16 protein-coding genes are annotated in these 22587 nt (G+C 59.1%); 4 read left to right on the forward strand and 12 right to left on the reverse strand.

Features of this window, described 5'->3' with window-relative positions:
• Window positions 1–36 precede the first annotated feature (36 nt).
• Window positions 37–606: a serine O-acetyltransferase EpsC gene (gene epsC / locus FW756_RS00845; RefSeq protein ID WP_446428291.1), complete on the forward strand. Its 570-nt coding sequence runs from the start codon at window positions 37–39 to the stop codon at window positions 604–606.
• A 70-nt stretch (window positions 607–676) separates the two neighbouring features.
• Here epsC and FW756_RS00850 read toward each other — a convergent pair whose 3' ends face one another.
• Entirely contained in the window at window positions 677–2092 is a 1416-nt protein-coding gene (locus tag FW756_RS00850; protein WP_446428292.1) for an MFS transporter, read from the reverse strand.
• Between the two features lie 101 nt (window positions 2093–2193).
• Here FW756_RS00850 and FW756_RS00855 point away from each other — a divergent pair, with 101 nt between their 5' ends.
• Window positions 2194–2646, forward strand: a complete 453-nt coding sequence (locus FW756_RS00855; protein WP_446428293.1) for a MarR family winged helix-turn-helix transcriptional regulator — start codon at window positions 2194–2196, stop codon at window positions 2644–2646.
• On the opposite strand, the gene FW756_RS00860 is transcribed toward FW756_RS00855, so the two are convergent.
• The 8 genes from FW756_RS00860 to argS form a co-directional block, all read right to left on the reverse strand.
• Complete coding sequence (locus tag FW756_RS00860; protein ID WP_446428294.1) at window positions 2643–4031, reverse strand: MFS transporter; 1389 nt, start codon at window positions 4029–4031, stop codon at window positions 2643–2645. The two genes, FW756_RS00855 and FW756_RS00860, sit on opposite strands and share 4 nt — an antisense overlap.
• A 70-nt stretch (window positions 4032–4101) precedes the next feature.
• On the reverse strand, window positions 4102–5169 hold the full coding sequence (gene prfA, locus FW756_RS00865) for a peptide chain release factor 1 (RefSeq protein WP_446428295.1): 1068 nt from the start codon (window positions 5167–5169) through the stop codon (window positions 4102–4104).
• 49 nt (window positions 5170–5218) lie between these two features.
• On the reverse strand, window positions 5219–7285 hold the full coding sequence (locus FW756_RS00870; protein ID WP_446428296.1) for a hypothetical protein: 2067 nt from the start codon (window positions 7283–7285) through the stop codon (window positions 5219–5221).
• Window positions 7286–7417: 132 nt separating this feature from the next.
• On the reverse strand, window positions 7418–8389 hold the full coding sequence (gene thrB, locus FW756_RS00875) for a homoserine kinase (protein WP_446428297.1): 972 nt from the start codon (window positions 8387–8389) through the stop codon (window positions 7418–7420).
• Window positions 8386–9696 (reverse strand): homoserine dehydrogenase, encoded by a 1311-nt coding sequence (locus tag FW756_RS00880; protein WP_446428298.1) that lies wholly within the window; start codon window positions 9694–9696, stop codon window positions 8386–8388. Before FW756_RS00880 ends, thrB begins: the two co-directional genes overlap by 4 nt.
• A gap of 30 nt (window positions 9697–9726) precedes the next feature.
• Window positions 9727–11172, reverse strand: coding sequence for a diaminopimelate decarboxylase family protein (locus FW756_RS00885; RefSeq protein WP_446428299.1), 1446 nt, complete (start codon window positions 11170–11172; stop codon window positions 9727–9729).
• Window positions 11173–11394: 222 nt separating this feature from the next.
• A complete protein-coding gene (locus tag FW756_RS00890; RefSeq protein WP_446428300.1) occupies window positions 11395–12162 on the reverse strand; it encodes an LmeA family phospholipid-binding protein in 768 nt (255 codons plus the stop codon).
• Window positions 12159–13820, reverse strand: a complete 1662-nt coding sequence (gene argS / locus FW756_RS00895) for an arginine--tRNA ligase (protein ID WP_446428301.1) — start codon at window positions 13818–13820, stop codon at window positions 12159–12161. The genes FW756_RS00890 and argS overlap by 4 nt, the downstream gene beginning before the upstream one ends.
• 95 nt (window positions 13821–13915) lie before the next feature.
• Here argS and FW756_RS00900 point away from each other — a divergent pair, with 95 nt between their 5' ends.
• Window positions 13916–14389, forward strand: coding sequence for a DUF3817 domain-containing protein (locus tag FW756_RS00900; protein WP_446428302.1), 474 nt, complete (start codon window positions 13916–13918; stop codon window positions 14387–14389).
• Between the two features lie 417 nt (window positions 14390–14806).
• On the forward strand, window positions 14807–16972 hold the full coding sequence (locus FW756_RS00905; RefSeq protein ID WP_446428303.1) for a BspA family leucine-rich repeat surface protein: 2166 nt from the start codon (window positions 14807–14809) through the stop codon (window positions 16970–16972).
• A 74-nt stretch (window positions 16973–17046) separates the two neighbouring features.
• Here FW756_RS00905 and FW756_RS00910 read toward each other — a convergent pair whose 3' ends face one another.
• The 3 genes from FW756_RS00910 to FW756_RS00920 all read right to left on the reverse strand — a co-directional run bounded on the left by FW756_RS00910 (window position 17047) and on the right by FW756_RS00920 (window position 22368).
• Window positions 17047–18426, reverse strand: coding sequence for an NAD(P)-binding domain-containing protein (locus FW756_RS00910; protein WP_446428304.1), 1380 nt, complete (start codon window positions 18424–18426; stop codon window positions 17047–17049).
• Between the two features lie 493 nt (window positions 18427–18919).
• Window positions 18920–20563, reverse strand: a complete 1644-nt coding sequence (locus tag FW756_RS00915) for a YbjN domain-containing protein (protein ID WP_446428305.1) — start codon at window positions 20561–20563, stop codon at window positions 18920–18922.
• On the reverse strand, window positions 20563–22368 hold the full coding sequence (locus FW756_RS00920; protein ID WP_446428306.1) for an HSP90 family protein: 1806 nt from the start codon (window positions 22366–22368) through the stop codon (window positions 20563–20565). The genes FW756_RS00915 and FW756_RS00920 overlap by 1 nt, the downstream gene beginning before the upstream one ends.
• Window positions 22369–22587 lie beyond the last annotated feature (219 nt).

Consider the following 22587-nt stretch of genomic DNA (forward strand, 5'->3'; position numbering starts at 1 on the left):
GTTCGTCAGCACAGCACAGCACCTCAGGAGCTCACGATGGCTTTCTTCTCTCGCATCCGCGAAGACATTCATGCTGCCAAGGCCGGCGACCCAGCAGCGCGCGGGTCGGCATCCATCTTCTTCCTATATTCCACTCTGCACGCCGTGTGGTGGCACCGCGTTGCCCACAGCCTGTGGCGTCGTGGCGGACGCACGCTCCCCCGCACCATTTCCCAGCTCGCTCGCTTCTTCACGGGCGTCGAGATCCACCCCGGTGCCACCATCGGCCGTCGCCTCTTCATCGACCACGGCATGGGCGTTGTCATCGGCGAGACCGCAGTCATTGGTGACGACGTCATCATCTACCACGCCGTCACGCTCGGTGGCACCGGGCACGACAGAGGCAAGCGGCATCCGACCGTTGGCGACAGGGTCGTCATCGGAGCAGGGGCCAAGCTCCTCGGAAACATCGAGATTGGCCACGATTCCGCGATCGGATCGAATGCAGTCGTTGTGCGTTCCGCTGCACCTTGGACTACCCTGACTGGCATTCCAGCGCAGCCTCGCCCGCGGCGCGGATCACCTCTTATTCCTCGTCCAGATGAAGCAGACTTCTACATCATCTAACGACGCGTAAGCGCAGTGCACCCCTGTCGGCTTCTTGTCGGGAGCGCACTGCGCTTACACAGACGCGACGCTAGTTTTGCCGCGCATTTCCCCGCGGAACGAACGCAGTCAACACTGCCCCACCAAGCGCTGAACCTGCACCGATAAGGAAGCACAGGCGGAAGCCCCACTCCGTTGGCACGCCAAGGTCACTGAGTTGACTTGTCAACACAACAGCCATCACCGCACCAGCGACGGCACTGCCCATTGAACGCATAAGGGAGTTCACACCGACGCTCGAGCCGGCATCCTGGCGAGGCACATTCGCGAGAATCAACGTCGGCATCGAGGCGTAGGCGATTCCGACTCCCGCGCATGCGATGCACCCTGCCAGCATCAATTGCCACGGTTGACTCAGGAAGAAGAATCCGAAAACATAGCCTGCAGCGAGCACGATGGCGCCGATGATCAGTGTCACTCGCCCACCGAGCCTGGTGAGCATTCGGCTTGAAACCGGCGAGAAAATCAACATCATCACGCCCGACGGTGCCATCCACAGTCCTGTTTGCAGCATGGTTTGACCAAGCCCGTAGCCGGTCTCCGAGGGAAGCTGCAGGAGCTGCGGCATCACGATCGTTTGCGCCATCATTCCGAAGCCGACGAGCAGCGCCGCGAGGTTCGTGAAGAGCACAGGCAGCTTTGCCGTGGTGTGAAGATCCACGAGCGGTTCTCGTTGCCGCAACTCGTAGAATCCCCAAGCGAGCAGCAGCAAGACACCACATCCAATGAGACCAAGCGTGCCTGCCGAAGCCCACCCCCATTCGTTCCCCTTGGTGATGCCTACCAGTATTGCCACGAGCGACGAGGCGAGTCCGATTGCCCCGACATAGTCAAATCTTCCCTGCCGTGCAGGCTGAATGCTCGGAATAAGCGTTGCCGCGAGAACCACCATGATTCCGGCTAGTGTCGCAGCAAGCCAGAACAGCATGTTCCAACTGAAGTACTGCACCATCCAGGCTGCAAGCGGGAGGCCGAGTGCGCCACCGACACCCAGTGTTGCTGAGATCCCTGCAATCGCTCCATTCACCAGTCGGGGCGGCGTCACGTCCCTGACCAGGCTAATCGCCACTGGAATGTATCCCATGGCGAACCCTTGCAGCACGCGTCCCACGATGACGATGCCAAACACGTCACTGATGGCACAGAGCACCGAACCAAGCAACATGAGCGAGGCGGTCGCGATGAGTACCGGCCGTTTGCCGACGAGATCCGCGAGCCGACCAGCCACAGGCATGACCACTGCCCCACCAAGCAACGTTGCGGTGACCACCCATGAGGCATTTGCTGCCGAGGTATGCAGGAGCTCAGGGAGTTGACTCTGGACCGGGATAACGAGCGACTGCATCAGGGATGCACACAAGCTCGAGAATCCCAACACGAGGATGACGACGCGCGAGCGTGCGAGCGACACAGCTTCCTCAGTGTCGATGTTGTGCGTGGAAGACATACACCCCTTCAATCTCGCGCCATATGTACGATACATAACGGCTAGGATGTGTAGTCTACACACCATTGAAGGCAGCAAGCTTCATCGGAGGGAGTGCCCGCATGCCTGACACGCCAAAAGACCTGCAGCATCTGCAAGAAATTGCAGAGCGTTTTGCCGCAGCAACTACTCGTTACGAACGGGAGCGCCGCGTTGCCGCAGGCTTCCTCCCCCTCGGCGCCGCAGATCTCCGCATTATTGCGCTACTCATTGACGGAGTTCCGCGCACGCTCAAGCAAATCGCCGAGGAGCTCCACCTTGAGCAGTCAACGATCAACCGACAGACCAATGCTGCACTTCAGCATGAATACCTCACACGCAGCAGAGGAGACGACGGGCCAGCATACGTCTTTTCCGTTTCACAACTCGGACGAGCAAAATTTGATGAGAGTCTCGGCTACTTCTACCGGGAATATCACGAGGCTTTTCGGCTCATGGGCGCGGATCGCGCTCAGCTTCTCGTCGAACTCCTGGAAGAGTTTGTCGATGCTCACGCAGCCGCGCGCCGTAACTAGCGCAGCTTCCGGTCGTGACGACGCATCCAACCTTTGGTGCGTCGAGTCTCAATGAGAACCATGCTGAGCCCCAGAATCCAGACCGGCACTTGCACCGCGAACGCCAGCTTGAACGCAGCGAGCGAATAGGTCTCTGGCGTACCAGCGCCCTCCCAATCGAGCACGAGGCCAATGAGGTAGATGACAATGAGGCTCGCGATGAAGCCTCCAGTGTTCACAAGTCCCGTGCCGAATCCGACATAGCTCTTCGGAGTATGTGAGCGCTGCACCTCGAACGCAAGCATCGACGCCGGTCCACCAATCGGCATGATGATGAGCAGGGCGAAAACGAGCCACACTGGCGGGTTGCCAGGCCACAGCATGATGGCGATCCACACACTCGCAATCGCGATGGTGATGCAGGTGTAGATCGCTACACGGCGTTCCATGAACCGTGAACTCACCGGGCCAAGCACGAGTGATGCAAATGACGACGCGATAATCGTGAGACTCAGCATGCCCTTTGCCGTAGCAGGCTCCACGCCGAGACCACCCACAAGGAATGGGGTGCCCCACAGTAGGACAAACACGTTCATCGCAAAGGGTGAGGTGAAATGCATCCAGAACGCGAGTCGAACGCCTGGCATAGCAACGATCTGTCGCGACCGCTGCACCATCTGAAACAGGTCAAAGCGCTGCTTAACGACAGGAAGCATCGATGTTGCCGGCGGCGCAGCAACCACCCCAGTGACCGCGGTGTATCGTTGCTCGGCCTCTGAGACTTTGAGTTCTTTCCCCAACATGCGCTCAGCAATCGTGCGGTCGCGGGGGGAATCACGCATCACCACGATCACCAGAATCATTGCAATGAGGGCGACCGCCGCGATTCCGAGAAAACCTGAGCGCCACCCAAATCGATCCACCGCAATTGCCAGGGGAATGACCGATACGAGCTGACCGGCCTGTCCCAGCAGGCCAGTGAGCTGACTCACCGTCGGAATCTGTCGAACCGGGAACCACTCAGGAAGGATCTTCATGACGCTGACAAAGACGCATGCGTCGCCGGCACCCACGAGGATTCGCGCCAGGATAACGAGGGGAAGGTCGGTCACTGTTGCCATGAGCGTTTGACCAATGAGCATGAAGGCGCCACCGGCTAGCACCATGAGGCTCGAACCGAAGCGATCGAGGAGCATTCCGACCGGGATTTGCATACCGGCGTAGACAGCGAGCTGAATCACCGGGAACATCGCCAGGGTCGTCGCATCGATCTCGAAGTGAGACTGTGCCTGCGGCCCCAGTGCGGCCAGTGACGAACGGTTTACGACGGCGACGACATAACTGAATACTGCTACGCCCCACACCACCCAAGGTAAGAGGGTATTCGAACGGCGCATGACCTTCATGGTACTCCTCAGAACTGAACGTCTGAGAAACGCCACGACTGGTCATGCGCCGTGAATGGGGTGGATCTCGTTAGAGATCGGCGAGCCGCTGCTCCTCGTCCATGCGAATGCAGGACTCAATAATCGGCTCGAGAGCGCCGTCCATCACCTGGTCAAGGTTGTAGGCCTTGAAGCCAGTGCGGTGGTCCGCGATTCGGTTCTCCGGGTAGTTGTAGGTGCGAATGCGCTCAGAACGATCCATGGTGCGGATCTGCGTTGAACGGTGTGCAGAGGCCTCAGCCGCAGCCTCTTCCTGCTGACGCGCAAGCAGTCGAGCGCGCAGGACGCGCATCGCGGCCTCACGGTTCTGCAGCTGCGACTTTTCGTTCTGCATCGCAACCACGATTCCCGTAGGAAGGTGCGTGATTCGCACAGCGGAGTCAGTCGTGTTCACCGACTGACCGCCGGGGCCAGATGAACGATACACATCGATCTTCAGATCGTTTTGGTGCATCTCGACCTCTTCAGGCGCGTCAGCCTCGGGATAGACAAGCACACCAGTCGTTGAGGTGTGAATGCGTCCCTGCGACTCGGTCACCGGCACGCGCTGCACGCGGTGCACGCCACCCTCGTACTTCAGGTGAGCCCACGCGCCCTGTGACGGGTCGGAGGGGTTCGCCTTGATCGCGACCTGGACGTTCTTGTAACCACCGAGATCGCTCTCGTCAGCTTCAATAATCTCGGTCTTCCAACCCTTGGATTCTGCGTAGTGCATGTACATGCGAAGCAAATCAGCGCCGAAGAGCGCAGACTCTGCGCCACCTTCACCACCCTTGATCTCAAGAATGACGTCGCGAGCATCATCAGGATCACGCGGAATCAAGAGACGGCGAACCTTCTCTTGACCAGCTGCGAGTGCCTCCTCAAGTGCAGGCACTTCCTCAGCGAACGCGTCGTCTTCCTTTGCGAGCTCTCGTGCTGCTTCGAGGTCCTCGGCTGTCTGCATCCACTGTTCGTGAGCAGTCTTGATCTTGCTCAGCTCTGCGTAGCGTCGGTTTACTCGCTTTGCGCGCACAGCATCTGCGTGCAGCGCTGGGTCAGCGAGCTGTTCCTGGAGTTCCTCGTGTTCTACGAGCAGCCCCGCAACCTGTTCAAACATGTTGCCTCTCCGTAATGAGTTACCGTCAATAATCGCCGCGTGCGCGGAATTATGCGGTCAGTGCCGAGTTCGTCTTTGCCTTGCGCAGGCGTGCAAGCACATCATCTGCGTCTGCACCAGCGAGCTTTGCGCGGATCGCATCACGAACGCGAAGCTCATCAGCCGAAAGCAGCGATGCCGCATTCTGGGTATGCGTCTTCTTTGCGTTCACGAGCGGCACACCGTACGGAGCGTCCTTTGCGAGGGCAATCACCGAGTTCGCGAGCGGAGCAAGCTCGCGAAGAAGCGTCGCATCCATCTCAGTTTCAGGCTTCGCCTGAATCGTCGCGATGATCGTCAACGAGCCAGCGTTCTCAAGGTTGCGTGCTGCAGCGAGCAGCTTCTTGAGCTGTGCAAGAGTCTGCTCGTCAATCGTGTCGAGCGCAGGACGGTGGTTCGCTGGCTGTGCCTGCGCATAGCCGCGTGCCAAACGGTTGAGCGAGTCAACGAGCACAACAACATCATGGCCGAGCTCGACCAAGCGGCGTGCTCGATCAATCGTGAGCTCAGCAACGGTTGCCTGATCCTCTGCGCCGCGATCGAATGTTGCCGCAACAACTTCGCCACGAATCGAACGCTGCAGCGCAGTCGCTGCTTCAGGCTGGGCGTCGGCAAGCACCACCATGAGGTGTGCCTCGGGTGCCGCAATCGCAATGTCAGCCGCGAGTTCAGACACGACCTGGACACCGGACTGCTTCTTCGGGACGGTCACGATGGCACGCTGGCCAAGGCCGATCGGTGCAACGGCGTCGATCATGCGGCTCAGGTAACGATCCGCGCCTACCTCAAGCGCAATGCGCTGAGCGGGGAAGATCGGAGTCATCTCAGTGATGTCTGCACGCTTCGCCTGCTCATCGATTGCCTGACCGTTGATCGAGTCAATCTTCACAATTGCGTTGTACTTCTGACGGCTGCCATTGTCGCCCTCGCGGGGCTGGCGGATCGCGCCAACAACCGCATCACCGCGGCGCAGACCGTACTTCTTGACCTGGCCAAGTGAAACGTACACATCGCTCACACCGGGCAGGTAGCCGCTGGTGCGCACAAACGCGTAGTTATCAAGAATGTCGAGGATTCCTGCAATCGGCAGCAGGACATCGTCCTCTGCGATCTCAAGTTCGAGGTCATCCTGACCACGACGCTTGCGGTCGCGCTGTCGGGTGCGGCTCGAACGCGAGTTGTCGTTCTTGTCGTTCTTCGAGTTGTCGTTCTTCGAGTTCTTGTTCTGACGCTGCTTCGCGTCGTCAGCGTTCTCGTTCGAATCGTTTGTCGCCTGCTCGCTGTTGTCACGGTTGCGACCACGACGCTGACGGTTACGGCCATTACCCTCTTCAGCAGGCTTCTCGTCCTGCTCAGGGGTTGCCTGCTCAGTGGTCTCTGCTACGGGTGCTGATTCAGCCTGAGTCGCCGTTTGCTTGGCACGACCCTTTGTTGCCTTCTCGGTGGTCGCTGACTGTTCAGCGGGCTCCTGGCTCTCAGCTGCAGGCGCTTCCGCAGCCGCATCACTCTTCGTGGCGCGGCGACGAGTGCGCTTCGGCTTCTCATCGGCGGCGGGGGTTTCAGCCTCAGCTGCAGCTTCTTCAGTGCTTGCTGCCTTCTTGGCAGCGGGCGACTCAGTCTTGACGCTCTCGTCAGCGGTTGCAGTGCTCGAAGCATCTGCCCCGGCTTCGTCAGCCGCCGGCTCGACCTTCTTGCGAGCACGGCTCACGCGCTTCTTCGGCTCTGCAGGCGCCTCTGCATCTGCATCTGCAGGTGCCGAAGCAGTCGCTGTGGCCTCGGCCTTTGCAGCGTCGGCCTGCGGAGCGGCCTCAGTCGGAGCCGCCTCAGCCTCGGGGTCTACCTTCTTGCGAGCACGGCTCACACGCTTCTTCGGCTCAGCAGGAGCCTCATCAGCGGCAGGCGTCTGTGCTTCAGCCGCAGGGGCCTCGTCCGTCGCTGGCGCGACCTCTGCAGCTGCACCAGCAGCTGCAGAGACGCGACGCGACGCACGACGACGAACCGGCTTCTCAGCAGGTTCAGTGGTTTCATTTGCTGTCGCTTCGGGAGTGACAGCGGTGTCTACGGTGTTCTCTTCCACGTTCTTCCTTTCGGAACGTTATCGCGGAGGCGGCCCATGGCTCTGCCCCCGATGTGCACATACATGCGAGGAAAACTCAGAGCAAGAGATCGCTCTGGTATGAACGACCCACGGGCTGACGGGAGAACCGTATTACACAAGCGCAGACTGCGCGAGATCTGCCGGGATCACCTCAACTGTAGCACCCTTAATGTCGACAGCGAGCGTGAGAACCTGCCAGTTTGGTGCAACTTTCGCAACGAGATCCGCCGCCGCAAGTCGCTCTGCTGGACCATTCGCAAGCACAAGCACAGACGGGCCCGCTCCCGAAACAACTGCGGGATGGCCTGCCTCGCGCAGCGCACTGATCAAGTCACGGGTCGCAGGCATTGCCGGACCACGGTAATTCTGATGCAGTCGATCCTCAGTTGCTTCAAACAGCAGCTCGGGGCTTTGCGTCAGAGCCGCGATCAAGAGTGCGGATCGCGAAACATTGAACACCGCGTCTTCGTGAGGCACATGCTTCGGCTGCAGGCTACGGGCTTCCTCTGTGGACATCTTGAATGACGGCACGAGAACGAGTGGCGCGACACCGCGGTGCACGAGCAGGCGTTTAAAGCGGGGACCCTCTTCGTTGGTCCATGCAATCGTGAGACCTCCGAAGAGTGCGGGTGCGACGTTGTCTGGGTGCCCTTCAAGCGCCGTCGCGAAACTCAGAAGCTGGTCTTCAGTCAGCACGAGCGGAGCAGCCGCGTCATTTTCAAGGATGCCAGCTGCAATCATGACGCCTGCAACAATTGCCGAGCCAGAGGAACCCATTCCGCGGCCGTGCGGGATACGGTTGTTCGCCACGATGTTCAGGCCGGGCATCTCGCGTCCGACCTGCTCGAAGACATACGCAGCTGAGCGCACGACGAGATTCGTTTCGTCCGTCGCGACTTCACCTTCGCCAACGCCGTGTACCTCGACCGTTGCGCCGGGAGTCGCACGGGTCGTCACGAGGAGTTCGTCGCCATATGCGAGGCCAAGCCCGAGCGTGTCGAAGCCTGGGCCAAGGTTTGCACTGGTTGCGGGCACACGAACGCGAAGCGAGAGCTGCTGGTTCGAAGCTACGGTTTCGGTCATGCTGCGCCCTCCATACGAAGCACGCTCAGTACCTCGGTGACTGCTGAATCATTTGCGAGTGCAGCAACCGTCGAAGCGAGGTCGGCTTCGCGTGCTGCGTGTGTGCCAATAATGAGGGCGGCATGGCCTGCCGCGCCCTTGCTGGTGTTTTGTTCAACACTTGCCGCTGAAACGCCATGCTCGGCAAGAATCGTCGCAACCTTCGCGAGGACGCCCGGCTCATCTCGGACCTCAAGCATGATCTGGTACGAGGTGATGATCTCACCGACCGGAAGCACAGGCAGGTCTGCGTGCAACGAACCGATAATGCCAGGGCCGCCGACGATATGCCGACGAGCTGCCGAGACCAGGTCTCCGAGTACCGCGGAAGCTGTCTCTGCACCACCTGCGCCCGCGCCATAGAACATGAGTTCACCAGCTGCTTCAGCCTCAACGAAGACCGCATTCTTGCCTTCGTAGACGGTTGCGAGGGGGTGATCGCGACGCAGCAGAGCAGGGTACACACGTACCGAGACTCCCTCAGTATCGTCACTGCCGGTCACCCGTTCTGCAATCGCGAGCAACTTGATCACCAGTCCGGCATGCTTTGCCGCTTCAATCTGCTCTGCAGTGATCTTCGTAATACCCTCACGGTGCACAGCTGCTTCGGGCACCTCGGTGTGGAAAGCAATTCGTGCGAGGATTGTCGCCTTCTGAGCGGCGTCAAAGCCTTCAACATCGAGCGTGGGGTCAGCCTCGAGGAAACCAAGATCGCTCGCGACCTTTGCTGCGTCTTCAGCCGAGTCACCGAAGCGGTCCATACGATCGAGAATGTAGTTGGTCGAGCCGTTGACAATGCCCATCACTCGGGTGATGTGATCTCCCACAAGGCTTTCGCTGAGCGGGCGGAGGATGGGAATAGCTGCTGCCACTGATGCTTCAAACAGCAGCTGCGCACCAACCTGCTCGGCGGTCGCAGACAGCTCCTTACCGTGGGCTGCAATGAGGGCCTTGTTCGCGGTAACCACGTCAGCCCCGCCCTGAAGCGCCAGCGTAATGAGGGACTTCGCCGGCTCGATTCCACCCATAAGTTCGACAACGATATCCGCGCCCTGCACCAGACGCTCTGCGTCTGTAGTGAACAGCTCAATCGGAAGATCAACGTCACGCTTTGAATTCACGTCGCGAACAGCAATTCCCGCGAGCGTCAATCGTGCGCCAACGCGAGCCGTCAGCTCGTCGCCGTGTTCGAGAAGAAGCCTGGCCACCTGCGCACCAACTGAGCCGCAGCCCAAAAGTGCAACGCGAAGGTCACGGTACTCGTTCACTTATTACTCCTGTGTATTCGTAAAAGGGTGTTACACGCTCTTGGCGAGCAATTCTTCTTCGGTCTCCCCGCGCACGATCATTCGCGCCTCACCGTCGCGTACTGCAACGACCGGGGGCCGTGGAACATAGTTGTAGTTACTCGAAAGTGCCCAGCAGTAGGCACCAGTCACAGCAACTGCCAGGGTGTCCCCCGGCTGTACATCACCGGGCAGCACGTCGCGCTGGACCACGATGTCGCCGGATTCACAGTGCTTCCCCACAACGCGCACAAGCGCGGGGGCTGCAGTGCTGACGCGGTTAGCGATTCGCACGTGATAATCCGAGCCGTAGAGCGCGGGGCGAGCGTTGTCACTCATGCCACCATCAACGCTCACGTACAGGCGCTCTGATGGTGCACCTGTGAGGCCGAGCTGAGGCGCGAGGGCCACGTCGGCTGGGTTTGCTTCTGCGTCTGAACCACCGAGCTGGACTGTCTTGGTCGTGCCAACGGTGTACAGCGTCACGCCAGCCTGCCCAATGACCGAACGGCCTGGTTCGAAGGCAAGCTTCGGGATCTGCAGGTCATATTCGCGCGCACCCGCTGCAACAATGTCAGCGAGCTCAGCTGCGATCTTCGCGACATCCGGCGCAGCGTCTGCGTCTTCGCTGGTGTAGGCGATGCCAAAACCGCCACCGAGATTCAGCTCAGGAATGGGGCGGCCCGCAAGCGCAGCGAGCTCGGCATACACGCCGAGTAGGCGGCGCGCTGATTCGCGGAAACCATCTGTCGCAAAGATCTGCGAGCCGATGTGGCAGTGCAGGCCGACAAAGTCCAAGCTGTCGTGTGTCAGAATCTGGCCAACGATACGTGTCGCCTCAGCGAGCGGCTGACCAAACTTCTGGTCTTCGTGTGAGGTCGCAAGGAAGTCATGTGTGGATGCGTGCACCCCACTGTTGACGCGGAGTCGAACGCGCTGCACCTTATTTGCGGCCTTCGCAGCAGCTGCCACACGTTCGATTTCGATTTCGCTATCGAGAATGATGGTGCCGACGCCAACCTCGACTGCACGTTCGATTTCAGCAACCGACTTGTTGTTGCCGTGGAAGCCAATCTGTGCGGGATCTGCACCGGCTGCAAGGGCAACGAGCAGCTCACCGCCAGATGCGACGTCAAGAGCGAGACCCTCTTCGATCATCCACTTCGCAACCTCGACGCACAGGAAGGCCTTCGTTGCGTAGTACACGGTTGCCTCGGTCCCAACACGCCGCGCCTCACGCTGCAGTGCTTCGCGCACTGCACGGGCCTTCGAACGTGCCGCCTGCTCATCCATGACGTAGAGCGGTGAACCAAACTGCTCAGTGAGTTCGGTTGCGCGGATCTCGCCGATCTTCAACTGTTCGCACTGCGAACCTCGACGTGCAGAAGGAGGGAACACTCGCGCATCAATTGCGTTGGCATCGAAGGCTGAGGTCTGGGTGCCCGCGGTCTCTGTCATCGTTCGCTCCTTTGTATTCGGAAGGCAGTAGGGGTTTTTCTTCGTTCCAGCGCTCACACACCACCATCTTCGGTGGTTGGCGAGCGGACCCGGATTGGCCCCTGAAGCCGTGCGAACGGAGCGGATGCTCAGAACGAACTTTCTTAGTTTAGCGGGATGAGGGATACCGATATCGCATGGTGTTGAAATATGTCTCGACACAGATAGTCGAGCCACCTGACACTATGCGCAGGTACCAGGTTCGAGCTGTGCGGGATCCGCCAATATTTCAGGTGAAAAACGCGTGCTCAGCGTCACATCACCAGAGTTTGCGAAGTCGAGATCAGTCAGCGAAATACCCGCTGGAAGCTGGTCGCGTACGCACACGGTTTGCGGTTCAAGCACTGGCTCGAATAGCGAACCGGTCGCGAGTTTCAGTTCTGCCGCGTTGAAATCGAACCCGGCAGCCTGCACGCTCACTGGCTCGACATGCAGGTCACCGCCATCGATTGACAGGCGGATCGAGGCAGAGACCGTCACGTCCTGCCCGAACACTGGAGCAGATTTGCTGAGCTCAAGCACACCGTCTTCGACACGACCATCATCGACGAGTCCAGATGTGGCCAAGCTAATAATGTCGCCGAGATACTCACGCTTCACGGTGAGCTGTGCGCTGCCACCTTCAATGCGCCCCTTCTCAGGGTTGAACGGTGCGAAGTCGGCGTGTGCGACAGCGCTCATCGGAGTGCCGTCAAACAGCGGGGCATCGTCAATTGCGACGGTGACATCGCCCACGCCACCGTGCAGCGCATTCCAAAGAGTCGAGCCGCCAAGCTCAACCGAAACCTCATGATCTTGCGGGAGTGAGAGCTCATCGCGGACGATACCGCTCAGCACCCCCGGAATAATCATGCGAAGTGCGACCTCGCCGATGCCTGCAAGAAGCACGACGCCGACCGCGGCGCCAATGGCTACCTTGGTGCCGTGCTTCAGCTTCTTGCGCTCGTTCACAGGCGTTCGGGAGCGGTGACGCCGAGCAAATCGAGACCATTGCGCAGCACCTGGCCAGCGGCGTCGTTGAGCCACAGACGGGTCCGGTGCAAGTCTTCCACTGGCTCCTCACCCATGGGAAGCACACGGCACTGGTCGTACCAGCGGTGGTACGCCGCAGCAAATTCCTCAAGGAAACGGGCAATACGGTGTGGCTCGCGAAGTTCAGCTGCGCCAGCAACGATTCCAGGGTACTGCTGGAGCTTGCCGAGCAGATCAGTCTCTGTTTCGTGGGTGAGCAACTCAGGCGCGAACGCGCTGCGGTCGACACCAGCTGCGGCAGCATTGCGATCCACCGCACAGGTGCGAGCGTGAGCGTACTGCACATAGAAGACCGGGTTGTCGTTCGTGCGGCTGCGGAGCTTCTCGCCTTCCAGCGCGAGCGGCGAATCTGCTGGGTAGCGCGCAAGCCAGTAGCGAAGCGCGTCGCTGCCAAGCCATTCGAGCAGGTCATCAAGCTCGATAATGTTGCCCGCGCGCTTCGAGAGGCGTGCACCATTCAGGTTGACGAGCTGACCGATAAGTACGGTGACGTCAGTCTCGGTATCGTCACCAGCTGCACCAGCGATTGCGGTGAGGCGGCCGATGTAGCCGTGGTGATCTGCACCGAGGAGATAGATCTTCTCGCCGAAGCCGCGATCCTTCTTCGACAGGTAGTACGCAGCGTCTGCTGCAAAGTAGGTGTAGATTCCGTTGCCACGCGTGAACACGCGGTCCTTGTCATCACCGAACGTCGTGGTGCGAACCCAGATCGCGCCATCATCTTCGTACACGTGACCCTGCTCGCGCAGGCGGTCAATTGCGAGCTCAATCGGGCTGGGCTCACCGTTGTCACCCTTGGCGTGCAGCGTACGCTCCGAGAAGAAGACGTCGAAGTGCACGTTGAAGCGTTCGAGCGAATCCTTGATCTCAGCAAGCTGCTGCTCGTAGCCCAGCTCCTGTGCAAGATGCTGCGCCTCTTCACGGGGAAGCTCTGCAAGGTTTGGAACTTGCTCGGCTACCTTCTTGCCGAGTGCCTGAATGTACTCACCTGGGTACGCATCTTCAGGAGCCTCTTCACCGAGCGCAGCGGCGAGCACCGAGCGGGCAAACTTGTCCATCTGCGAACCAGCATCATTGATGTAATACTCGGTCGTCACTTCTGCGCCTGCAGCACGAAGCACACGAGCTGTCGAGTCGCCGAGAGCTGCCCAACGGGTGTGCCCCATATGGAGGGGGCCCGTGGGGTTCGCACTGACGTACTCGAGGTTGATCCGCTCACCAGCGAGCGTGTCACTCGTACCGTACGCCGCACCCTGCTCAACCACACGACGCGCGGTCTCGCCAGCGCTGGCAGCGTCAAGCGTGATGTTGATGAAGCCGGGGCCAGCAACCTCAGCCTTCGCAACACCATCAACTTCAGAAACACGAGCCACGATCTGCTCAGCAAGTTCGCGCGGTTTCTGGCCAATACGCTTGGCAAACTTCATTGCCGCGTTCGAGGCCCAGTCACCATGATCTCGGTTCTTCGGACGCTCGACCTGGGTGTCTGCTTCCGTCACCTCGATTCCGGTATCGCCAGCAGAGACGATGTCGGCGAGGATACGGGCGATTGCTGCAGAGAGTTCTTGTGGCGTCACAAGCAGACAGTCTACCGCCACTCACCTACCATTCTTTCCGCATGATCAAATCGATCTGAAAACGCTTACAGATTTATTGAAGTAACTTTGTGCACATGTCTCTTCGCGTCGCTGTGACTCCCCGCGTTCTTTTTCGTATTTTCGCCACGGCTGAGGTGGTTACCTGGGCCGGGCTCATTGCCGCGCTGATCTTGCGGGCCACAGGTGTCACAGCTGAGGCCGTTTCTATCGCTGGCGGAATTCACGGCTTCGTATTTCTGTCGTACTGCGCAGTGACCGTCTTCGTGTGGATCAACCAGAAGTGGTCTGCTGGCCTCGGTATCTTGGCGCTCGCGCTCTCGATCATTCCTTTTGCAACGCTGCCCCTCGAACTCACCATCGACAAGCAGGGCAAGCTCGCGGGTGGCTGGCGCCTTGCAAAGGGTGGCGATGAGCCTGTTGGTTTCTTTGAGCACATCCAGGCGTGGGTCCTGAGACGACCGATTCTCGCTATCTGCTTGGTGGTCGTCCTCCTCGCGGTCGTCTTCAGCGTTCTGCTGATCCTCGGGCCTCCCGTACAGCTCAGCTAACCAAGATCTTGGGCGGTGGATCTGCGCTGACGTTTCACCCGTCAGCGCAGATCCACCGTCTGCTGTTTTCCCCGCTGAGAAGGAGTGACAACGCCACATCCTATGGTTAGGCTTTGAACACATAGGAGTGTGATTTCACGAGAGTCACACCAGCGACCTCGGGGAGAAAACGTGCGTGTGTACACACCTTTGGCGGGAATCATCCTTGCGGCTTCTATCATGCTGTCCTGCGGCACGACCGTTGCAGGAGCTGTAACAGTCACTCCTGGGCTGTCGACCACCACTTTTGGGCAGGCCACGAGCGAATCCCTGGTTTCCGCACCAGCACTCACACCGCCGGGATCCAGCGGTGAACCGCATATTTCAGCACCAGCGCCCGAACTCCCATTTACCACTACTGACTCGACGGCCAGGACCATGTCTCCCAGCTCCGGAAAATGGGGGGAAGCAGATTGGAGCATCGACGGCGACGGTGTTATGACTGTCGGCGAGGGTGCGCTGGGCTCTGGCGCGTATGTCCCGTGGCTCACCGACCGCACCTCTGTTACCAAGATCGTGTTCAGTAACCCCGCAAAAACGTCTCTCCCGGCAAACTCAGACATGCTCTTCTACGGCTTGGTGAACCTCACAGACATCGTGGGTTCCGGCGAACTGGATACCAGCAACGTCACGACGATGAGCAACATGTTCCAGGGCGCTTCGAGTCTGACTTCGCTGGACGCTTCAGGCTGGAACACATCCCATGTCACGTCGATGTACGGCATGTTCTTTGGAGCAACCTCGCTCACCACCGTTGACGTCGCGGGGTGGGAGATGAGCGGCGTTGAGAGCACGAATCAGATGTTCGCAAATGCGACGAGCCTCACGACGCTTGATACCTCACGCTGGGAATTCACCAGCCTGCAGGATGCCGAAGGCATGTTCCTCAATGCAACTTCTCTTGCCGAGCTTGATGTCTCCGCCTGGGATATGAGCGCTGCAACCACATTGAGCGTCATGTTCAAGGGTGCTTCAGCGCTGGCATCCCTCGACACCTCGGGTTGGAGTATCAAGTCTGTCACGAACATGTATGGCACATTCAACGGTGCCAAGTCGCTCGCATCGCTTGACACTTCTAATTGGGACACGAGCAAGGTCACCACCTTCGAAGGCGCCTTCGCAGGTGCTACCTCCCTCACCACGATAGACACGTCGAAGTGGAACACGAGAAGCGCCACCAACATGGCGATGATGTTCCAGAACGCAAACGCACTGCAGTCACTCAACGTATCTGGGTGGGACACGAGCTCAGTAACGACCTTGCACAACACGTTCTACGGCGCAGAGGCTCTGAACAACCTCGACGTTACACGTTGGGACACCAGCAGGGTCACGACGCTCGAGGGTACCTTTTACAACGCCAAGTCTTTGCCGAAGTTGAACGTTTCCAACTGGAATACCGGCGAAGTCACCACAATGTCCAACACATTTCAAGGCGCAGCCTCGCTGGCACAACTCGACGTGCGTAATTGGAACACCAGCAAAGTCACGATCATGTACGCGACATTTGCCGGGACCACCTCTCTCCCAGTGATTGATGTGTCTCGCTGGAAAACGGGTGCTGTGCAGGACTTCAGTGGCACGTTTAGTGAAGCTACTGCCGTCACTACACTTGCCGTCGACAACTGGGACACCAGCAGCGCCCAAACCATGACACAAATGTTCCTGGGCACGTCCTCTCTCCGAGAACTCGATACGCACGTCTGGAATACCTCCAACGTCGAGGACATGAGCTACATGTTCTACGGCGCTTCTGCCATCCCGTCACTCTCAGTAGCTGATTGGGACGTGACGAAGGTCCGAGACCTCACCGCGACCTTTGCAGAGATGTCATCCTTAACCCGCATCGACGTCAGCGGCTGGGATACGCGCGGCGTAGGTTCCATGGCGTACCTCGTTTCAGACACTCCGCTTCGCGTCATCACTATCGGCAACAATACGGCCTTCACTAATGACATCGCCCTCTGGGTACCGAGCGCCGCCATCGAACGACTCGCCAATGGTTTGTGGGTGGAGATCGGAACCGGCACACCAGAGCGGCCCCGATTCACGAAGTGGGACGATAACAACACCGTATTCTACGGGCTTTCGCGCGAAGGATCAGGCGCAGGAACGTACGTCTGGCAACAGACAGTCTCCGTCACCTACGACAAAAACCTTGCTGACGCGACCGGCGAAGTTGTAGACGGTCAGAGCGTGACCGGTCGGAGCGTGACGATCAGTGGTGACAAGTACGCCAGCGCAGGCCGCACCTTCGTCGGATGGAACGACAAGGCAGATGGAACCGGAACGGCATACCTCGCCGAGAAAAACTACGAGTTCCCAGCGGGCGAAACGACACTCTATGCCCAGTGGTCTGACTCTGGCATCGTCGTGCCGCCGGTCATCATCGAACCTCCGGGAGTCACGACTCCGCCCACAGGTACTACGCTTCCGAACACCGGCGCCTCAGCCACCGGCATCTGGGCACTCGGAGCCTCAGCGCTCGCACTCATCGCGGGTGGCCTCGCATTCCTTCGCCGCAGAAGGACGCAGGGCGACTAGTTGAGCTGACGGGGGCGGCGGATCGCGGTGACTTTTCAACTTCACCGCGATCCGCCGCCCCTGTTCTGAGAGCCTTAGGCGCTTCGTGCCTCGCGCTCCGGTTCAACATCTGTAGCGAGGTACCGTTCGACGCTGTCATCGAGTTCTTCAAGCCATGGCGTGTGATGCTTTGCGGCACGCGTACCGGTGATCACCGAGCGGTAGGTGAGGTCGCGATAGCCCATGATGTCTTTCGCTTTGTCGCTCTTCCACTGAATGAAGATCTGCGCGGCTTCCTCGACGCTGAAGTCAGGGTAATCAGAGCGATCAATGAGGTCACGCACGTATTCGCCCTGGAATAATATGCTCTCGGCTTCAGAACTGATCGCATCAAACTTTGCTGACCATTCAGCAATTGAGGCTGCCCGTTCCGCGGCGACTGGAATCGGAGTCTTTCCCATGATGAAATCGCGGACGGTCCAAGCCTGCGCATCAAACATGTTGAACGTGAACCACTGATCCTGGGCGCCGACGTAGAAGAGGTTGGGATTCGCATCCCACGCGACACCAAGGTAGAGCCCTTCCGGGTAGACGGTGTTGGGCCCTGAAAGCGCAAGCTCCGTCGGCAAGAATGGGTACTTGTGTACGTACCCCGTGCACAAGATCACGACGTCGAAGCGCTTAGTGGAGCCATCTGCAAAGTGCGCAATGTCTCCGTCAAATCGCTCAACCAAGGGACGCTCTTCAAAGCCCTTCGGCCAGTCATATCCCATGGGCCGTGATCGGTAGCTTGCCGTCACCGACTTGGCCCCCATTTTGAATGCCTGGCTGCCGATGTCTTCTGCAGAGTAACTCGCACCGACAACGAGCACGTCAAGATCCGCGAACCCTTCTGCGCCGCGGAAGTCATGTGCGTGGTGAACAATGCCAGGGAAGCTCTCGATACCCGACACCTCTGGGGCATTCGGGAAGGAGAAGTGGCCACTTGCCACGATGATGTTGTCAAACGTCTCAGTTCGAGTCTCCTGAGACGGTAGGTGCTCGCTCAAGACGGTAAACAGTTGAGTGTCTTCGTCCCAGTTTACGAACCGAACCACCGTTTCGAAGCGCACATGCTGGCGGAGATCGCTCTGCTTGAGTCGGCCTGCGATGTACTCCCAGAGCACGGTACGGGGTGGGTATGAAGAAATCGGACGCCCGAAGTGCTCATCAAACGAGTAGTCTGCGAATTCGAGCCCTTCCTTGGGCCCGTTCGACCACAGGTTGCGGTACATGCTCGAATGAACGGGCTCACCAAATTCGTCGACACCGGTGCGCCAGGTGTAGTTCCACTGGCCACCCCAATCGCTCTGCTTTTCAAAGCAGACAAATTCAGGCACGTCTTCGCCCTGCTTCATTGCAGATTCAAACGCACGCATTTGTGCCATGCCGCTAGGGCCAGCACCAATGATCGCTACTTTTTTCTTACGTTCCATATATCTTCCTCACTCACATTCACTCGTAGCTCGTTGCTCAGGGCAGCACGCAGTACTTCCCGACCTGCACAACCAGCGAGACAAGCGAATCGAGGATTCGCGACGGGAAGCCTACGGCGTATAGGGAGACTGCCAAGTCTCAACCATCCGCGCGCTAGCAACCTCTCCACCGTATCAGGTGCCTCTGGAATCGCAATTAAGCCCGTGATCAGCAACTTTTCAAAGTAACAATTACTGACACGAAGTGGCATCTACGCCTGTTTCTCTGCTAACGAGGGGTTCGCAGCATTGAAATATCAACAGGGGCAGGGATTTTTCTCCCAATACTTTGCTTCCCAGTGCGAATTTCTGCCTGCCGTACTCACGTTCCTGCGCTTCTTACATCGTGATCTATCCGACACGCCGACACTATCCACGCTGGTGCGAGGGCACGCTCGCACGAAAAACGGGGTGGGGCGCCTCAGCGCACCCACCCCGTTGACGTGTCTCAGGCTCAGCCTTGGGCTCGGCGGCGTTCCTCACGCTGCGCTTCTGCATCTGCAACTGCAGTTGGGAAACGTTCCTCCAATAGTTCAAAGAACTGCAAGGCTGTGCCGATGATCGTGCGCAACTCCTGGCTCAGCTGCGCATCGGTGATTCCGAACTCGCAGTCTGCGGCACGCATCGCGCGCAGAATAACGTCGCCGTCGTTGTCAACAATCAAGCTCACTGCAGGGAAGAAACGTGAACCGTTCCATTCGTTCACCGTCTCGAGCGCTTCCTGCAGACGAGCGTTCGGCAGCCAAGCCCGCCAGTGTGCGCGAGCGAGAAAAATCTCGCCACTTTCGCCACCGGTAAAGAACCAGAACATGTGGTCGTCAAACGCTGCGACGATATCGCCGTCATCATCAGTGCCGTGGTTGATGTCCATCGCATCAAGTACGGCCTGCATCCGCTCCTTCGAGAGAGGAGCAAGGGTCGTGAAATCAAGGTTGGTGTTGCTCATGGGGTGCTCCTCAGGGATGCTGCTGGTGACAGCTGATGTGGGTGCCAACGTGGTATTCGACTCACGCACCTCGGCAAAGGTCTCGTTACTTGGTGTCGCTGCGCTTGCCCGCTCACGCAACTGTGAAAAGTACGCGTTGCCGTTGCGGGCGTCGAACTGTGCAACCAGCGGCATAGACTCGGCGGCCGCCCAATCACGCGCTTCAGCGATGGTCTGTGGCAACCCCGGAGCAAGGCCCGTAGGGGTCTCTGGCGCGACATGTGCGGCAGCTGAGAACCCAGCAAGCAACGAAAGCAGCACGCGCAGCCAGTCAAGTGGTGACGCACAAGACTCGAGCAAGACCAGGTCTCGAGTACGGAGCATCTTCAGGGCTTCTTCATGTTCGCCTGCTCGAAGCAAGACCTCAAGCAAACGTGCTCGCACGACGACGAGGTCTGTTGGTGTGTCGATTTGCAATCGTCGTTGCGAGGTCCGGACCGACTGCTCTGCGTCTGCGAGGTTGCCGCTCAACAGCTGCGACAGTGCGAGTGCTGAAAGCCCCCGGCTGGGTTCGATATTGCAGTTCCCGTGCATGCGAGGGGCGAGATCGAGTGCTTCGCCATACCGTTCCTGCTCGGTGTAGTACTCAGCAAGTTCACCGGGCTCGCATGCCTCACACTGTGACATCTCGTCACGAGGCGCCGCGAGCCATGCGCCGCGCAGCTGCTCGGCACCAGTGATGTCTCCGGTTGAGTATGCGTACCGGAACTTGGCAGCGAGCGGTCCCGACGCACCGTATCCAGCGAGCGCATACCGCCGCTCCATATCGGCGAGGACACTTTCTGCTCCAGATCGCTCGATTTGTGCCCAGTCTGCGAGATCACCGGCAACCCATTTGAATTCCCAGAAGAGGTTTCGCCTATCGGCATCATCAAACAGTTCTGGCCGCTCATCGAACCAGCGCAGAGTTCGCGCAAGCCCTGAGAAACCTTTATGCCCTTCGTCACCGAAAACATAAGCTTCGACCAGGTCAAGCAATGCTTCAGCGAGCTTCTCTTGTGGACCTTCGAGCTCGATCCGCCTGGCGATCTGTTCGGCACGCTCGATCCGTGGAGTGCCATGCGGCATCCGGTAGATCTCAAACAGTTCTTGTTGAGCCTCTTCAAAACGCATTAGTGTGTGCCTCCCAGGCTGGCCCCGAGCAAAGTGCTCAGAGAAGTGTTGAGGGTTTCAATTTCTGAGCTGCGCAGGCCCTCGCCCGCGAGCATGAGTGCAGACAAATAGAGACTCCGTACGCCCGCATCGAACACGATGCCATCGGCGTCGAGGAGCTGCCTCACGACCGGGGTCGCATCGTTGAGCACAAGCGTCCGTGTCGGCGTGGAATCGTTCGTGGTGAATGCACCGAGCAATGACCCCCACGCATCATCTTGCAGCGTCTGTTCCTCACGAAGCTCCCGCTGAAACTCCTGCTCGCGATTGCGGAGCATGAGCGCAGGAGTGTGCGCTGGTTCAAATTCGCGCAGCACAACGTCGCAATCGTCAGCGTCAAGCACCTGGCGTGCTCGAGCGAGCGCCCCAGCGACCACCGCTTTGCGCTCATCTGCTGGTTCGGAAAGCTCTTGCACAAGATCGTTCGGCCCGAGTGCGTTCACGACCCACCCATGACGTGCGAGCCGGTGCATAATGTCACCGTCATACACGTAGCCCGCGTTTACCAAGACGATTCCCTGCGCACGAGCAATGGGCGCAATGGTTCGGAAAGTCTCAGTTGTGGCGGCGTAGCGAAGCTCTCCCCCGCGCACCGCAGCTGCCAGCGACATGAGCCCATCGCTCGTCTCGTATGGCAATACCTCGCTGACCAGTTCAAGCATCTCGTCGTCTTCAAGCGCGAGGGAACGAAGCGCGAGCGAGTGGGTACGGATGAACTGGGTTGCAGCGGGCAGGCCACTTCGTAGATTGCGGCGGATCCACGCCTTCAGCTGACCACCGATGGCTTCGCGCGTTGCTTCAAGAAGCTCGTCTTCGTGCAATGCCTCACGTGAAGCCGTGGGACTCAGCCCGGTGTCGGCGACGGCGCGAACAAAGAATGCCCAATCTGGCAACAGTTCAGGACTATGGGCGCTCACGAGCATACGTTTGAGATACACCCGGTGGCCGTGCGCGCCCGAGGCCACTGCTTGCGGCAGCACAAAGGCGACACCGCTCACCCCCGATACCGGAACCGAGAAGTCAATCATCCCAATCGGAGTGAAACCGAACGTCGTCTCGCAGTACTGGTGCAATGCCTGACGCCGCGCGGTTGCTGACGGATACTCGTTCAGCCACGGCAGGGTCGGCTCGTTGACACGAACAGGACCCGAATCAACCGACGTCGTGCTGTGGTCAGCAACGGTGATGGGGATGTCGAGCAGGCCGCCATATTCTTCAGCAAGGTTTCGCACCGTCTCAGGCTCAAGCCATGAGCGCATGTCTGCGCGTGCTCGGAGCCGCACCAACGAGCCAGGCTCGTCGAGCGCATCTGGATGTCCCGCGGGAAGCGTCGAGACGGTGAAGGTGCCGTCGTCCTGCCCTACCCAGTGCACCGTAGCCGCATCAGCTTGCTTTGCCGAGTGCGAGAACACTTCGATGCGTGTCGCCACCATAAAGGCTGCGAGCATCCCGACGCCAAACTGGCCGAGGAATTCTTCGCGACCGCCACCGAGTTCGGCGTCTCTTTTTGATGAGCGCCCAATCGTCGCAAGCAGTTCCTCGGCTTCTGCCTCGTCAAGGCCAACGCCAGTATCACGCACTTCAAGCAATTCATCGCGCACAGTAAACGTGATCCGCGCAGGACACCCCGGCGCAAAAGCTCTGCGCGCGGTAATTGCGTCAACGCCGTTCTGCATAAGCTCACGCACGAACACCTGCGGGCCTGAATACAGATGACGTGACAGCAGGTTTACGAGCCCAGAAAGCTCGACTTGGAATCGTTGCAAGACGTGGCACTCCTCAGTGTCGCGTGGCCGAGGCGCTCCTGCTCCAGCCGGGTCAGCGGGTAACGCAACACACTTTACTTGTCACCTCAGACATCTCGCTGAAACAGTTGTCGCTGATCATAGGGGTGCACCATCCATCACATGCCGGCTGGCGCATGCTGGGTGGGTTAGCCTGTGGTTCTAGCGATCGGCAGCTGCCAGTGGCTTTACCAGGGTCGG

This window comes from Leucobacter sp. 1207-22, assembly GCF_052850455.1.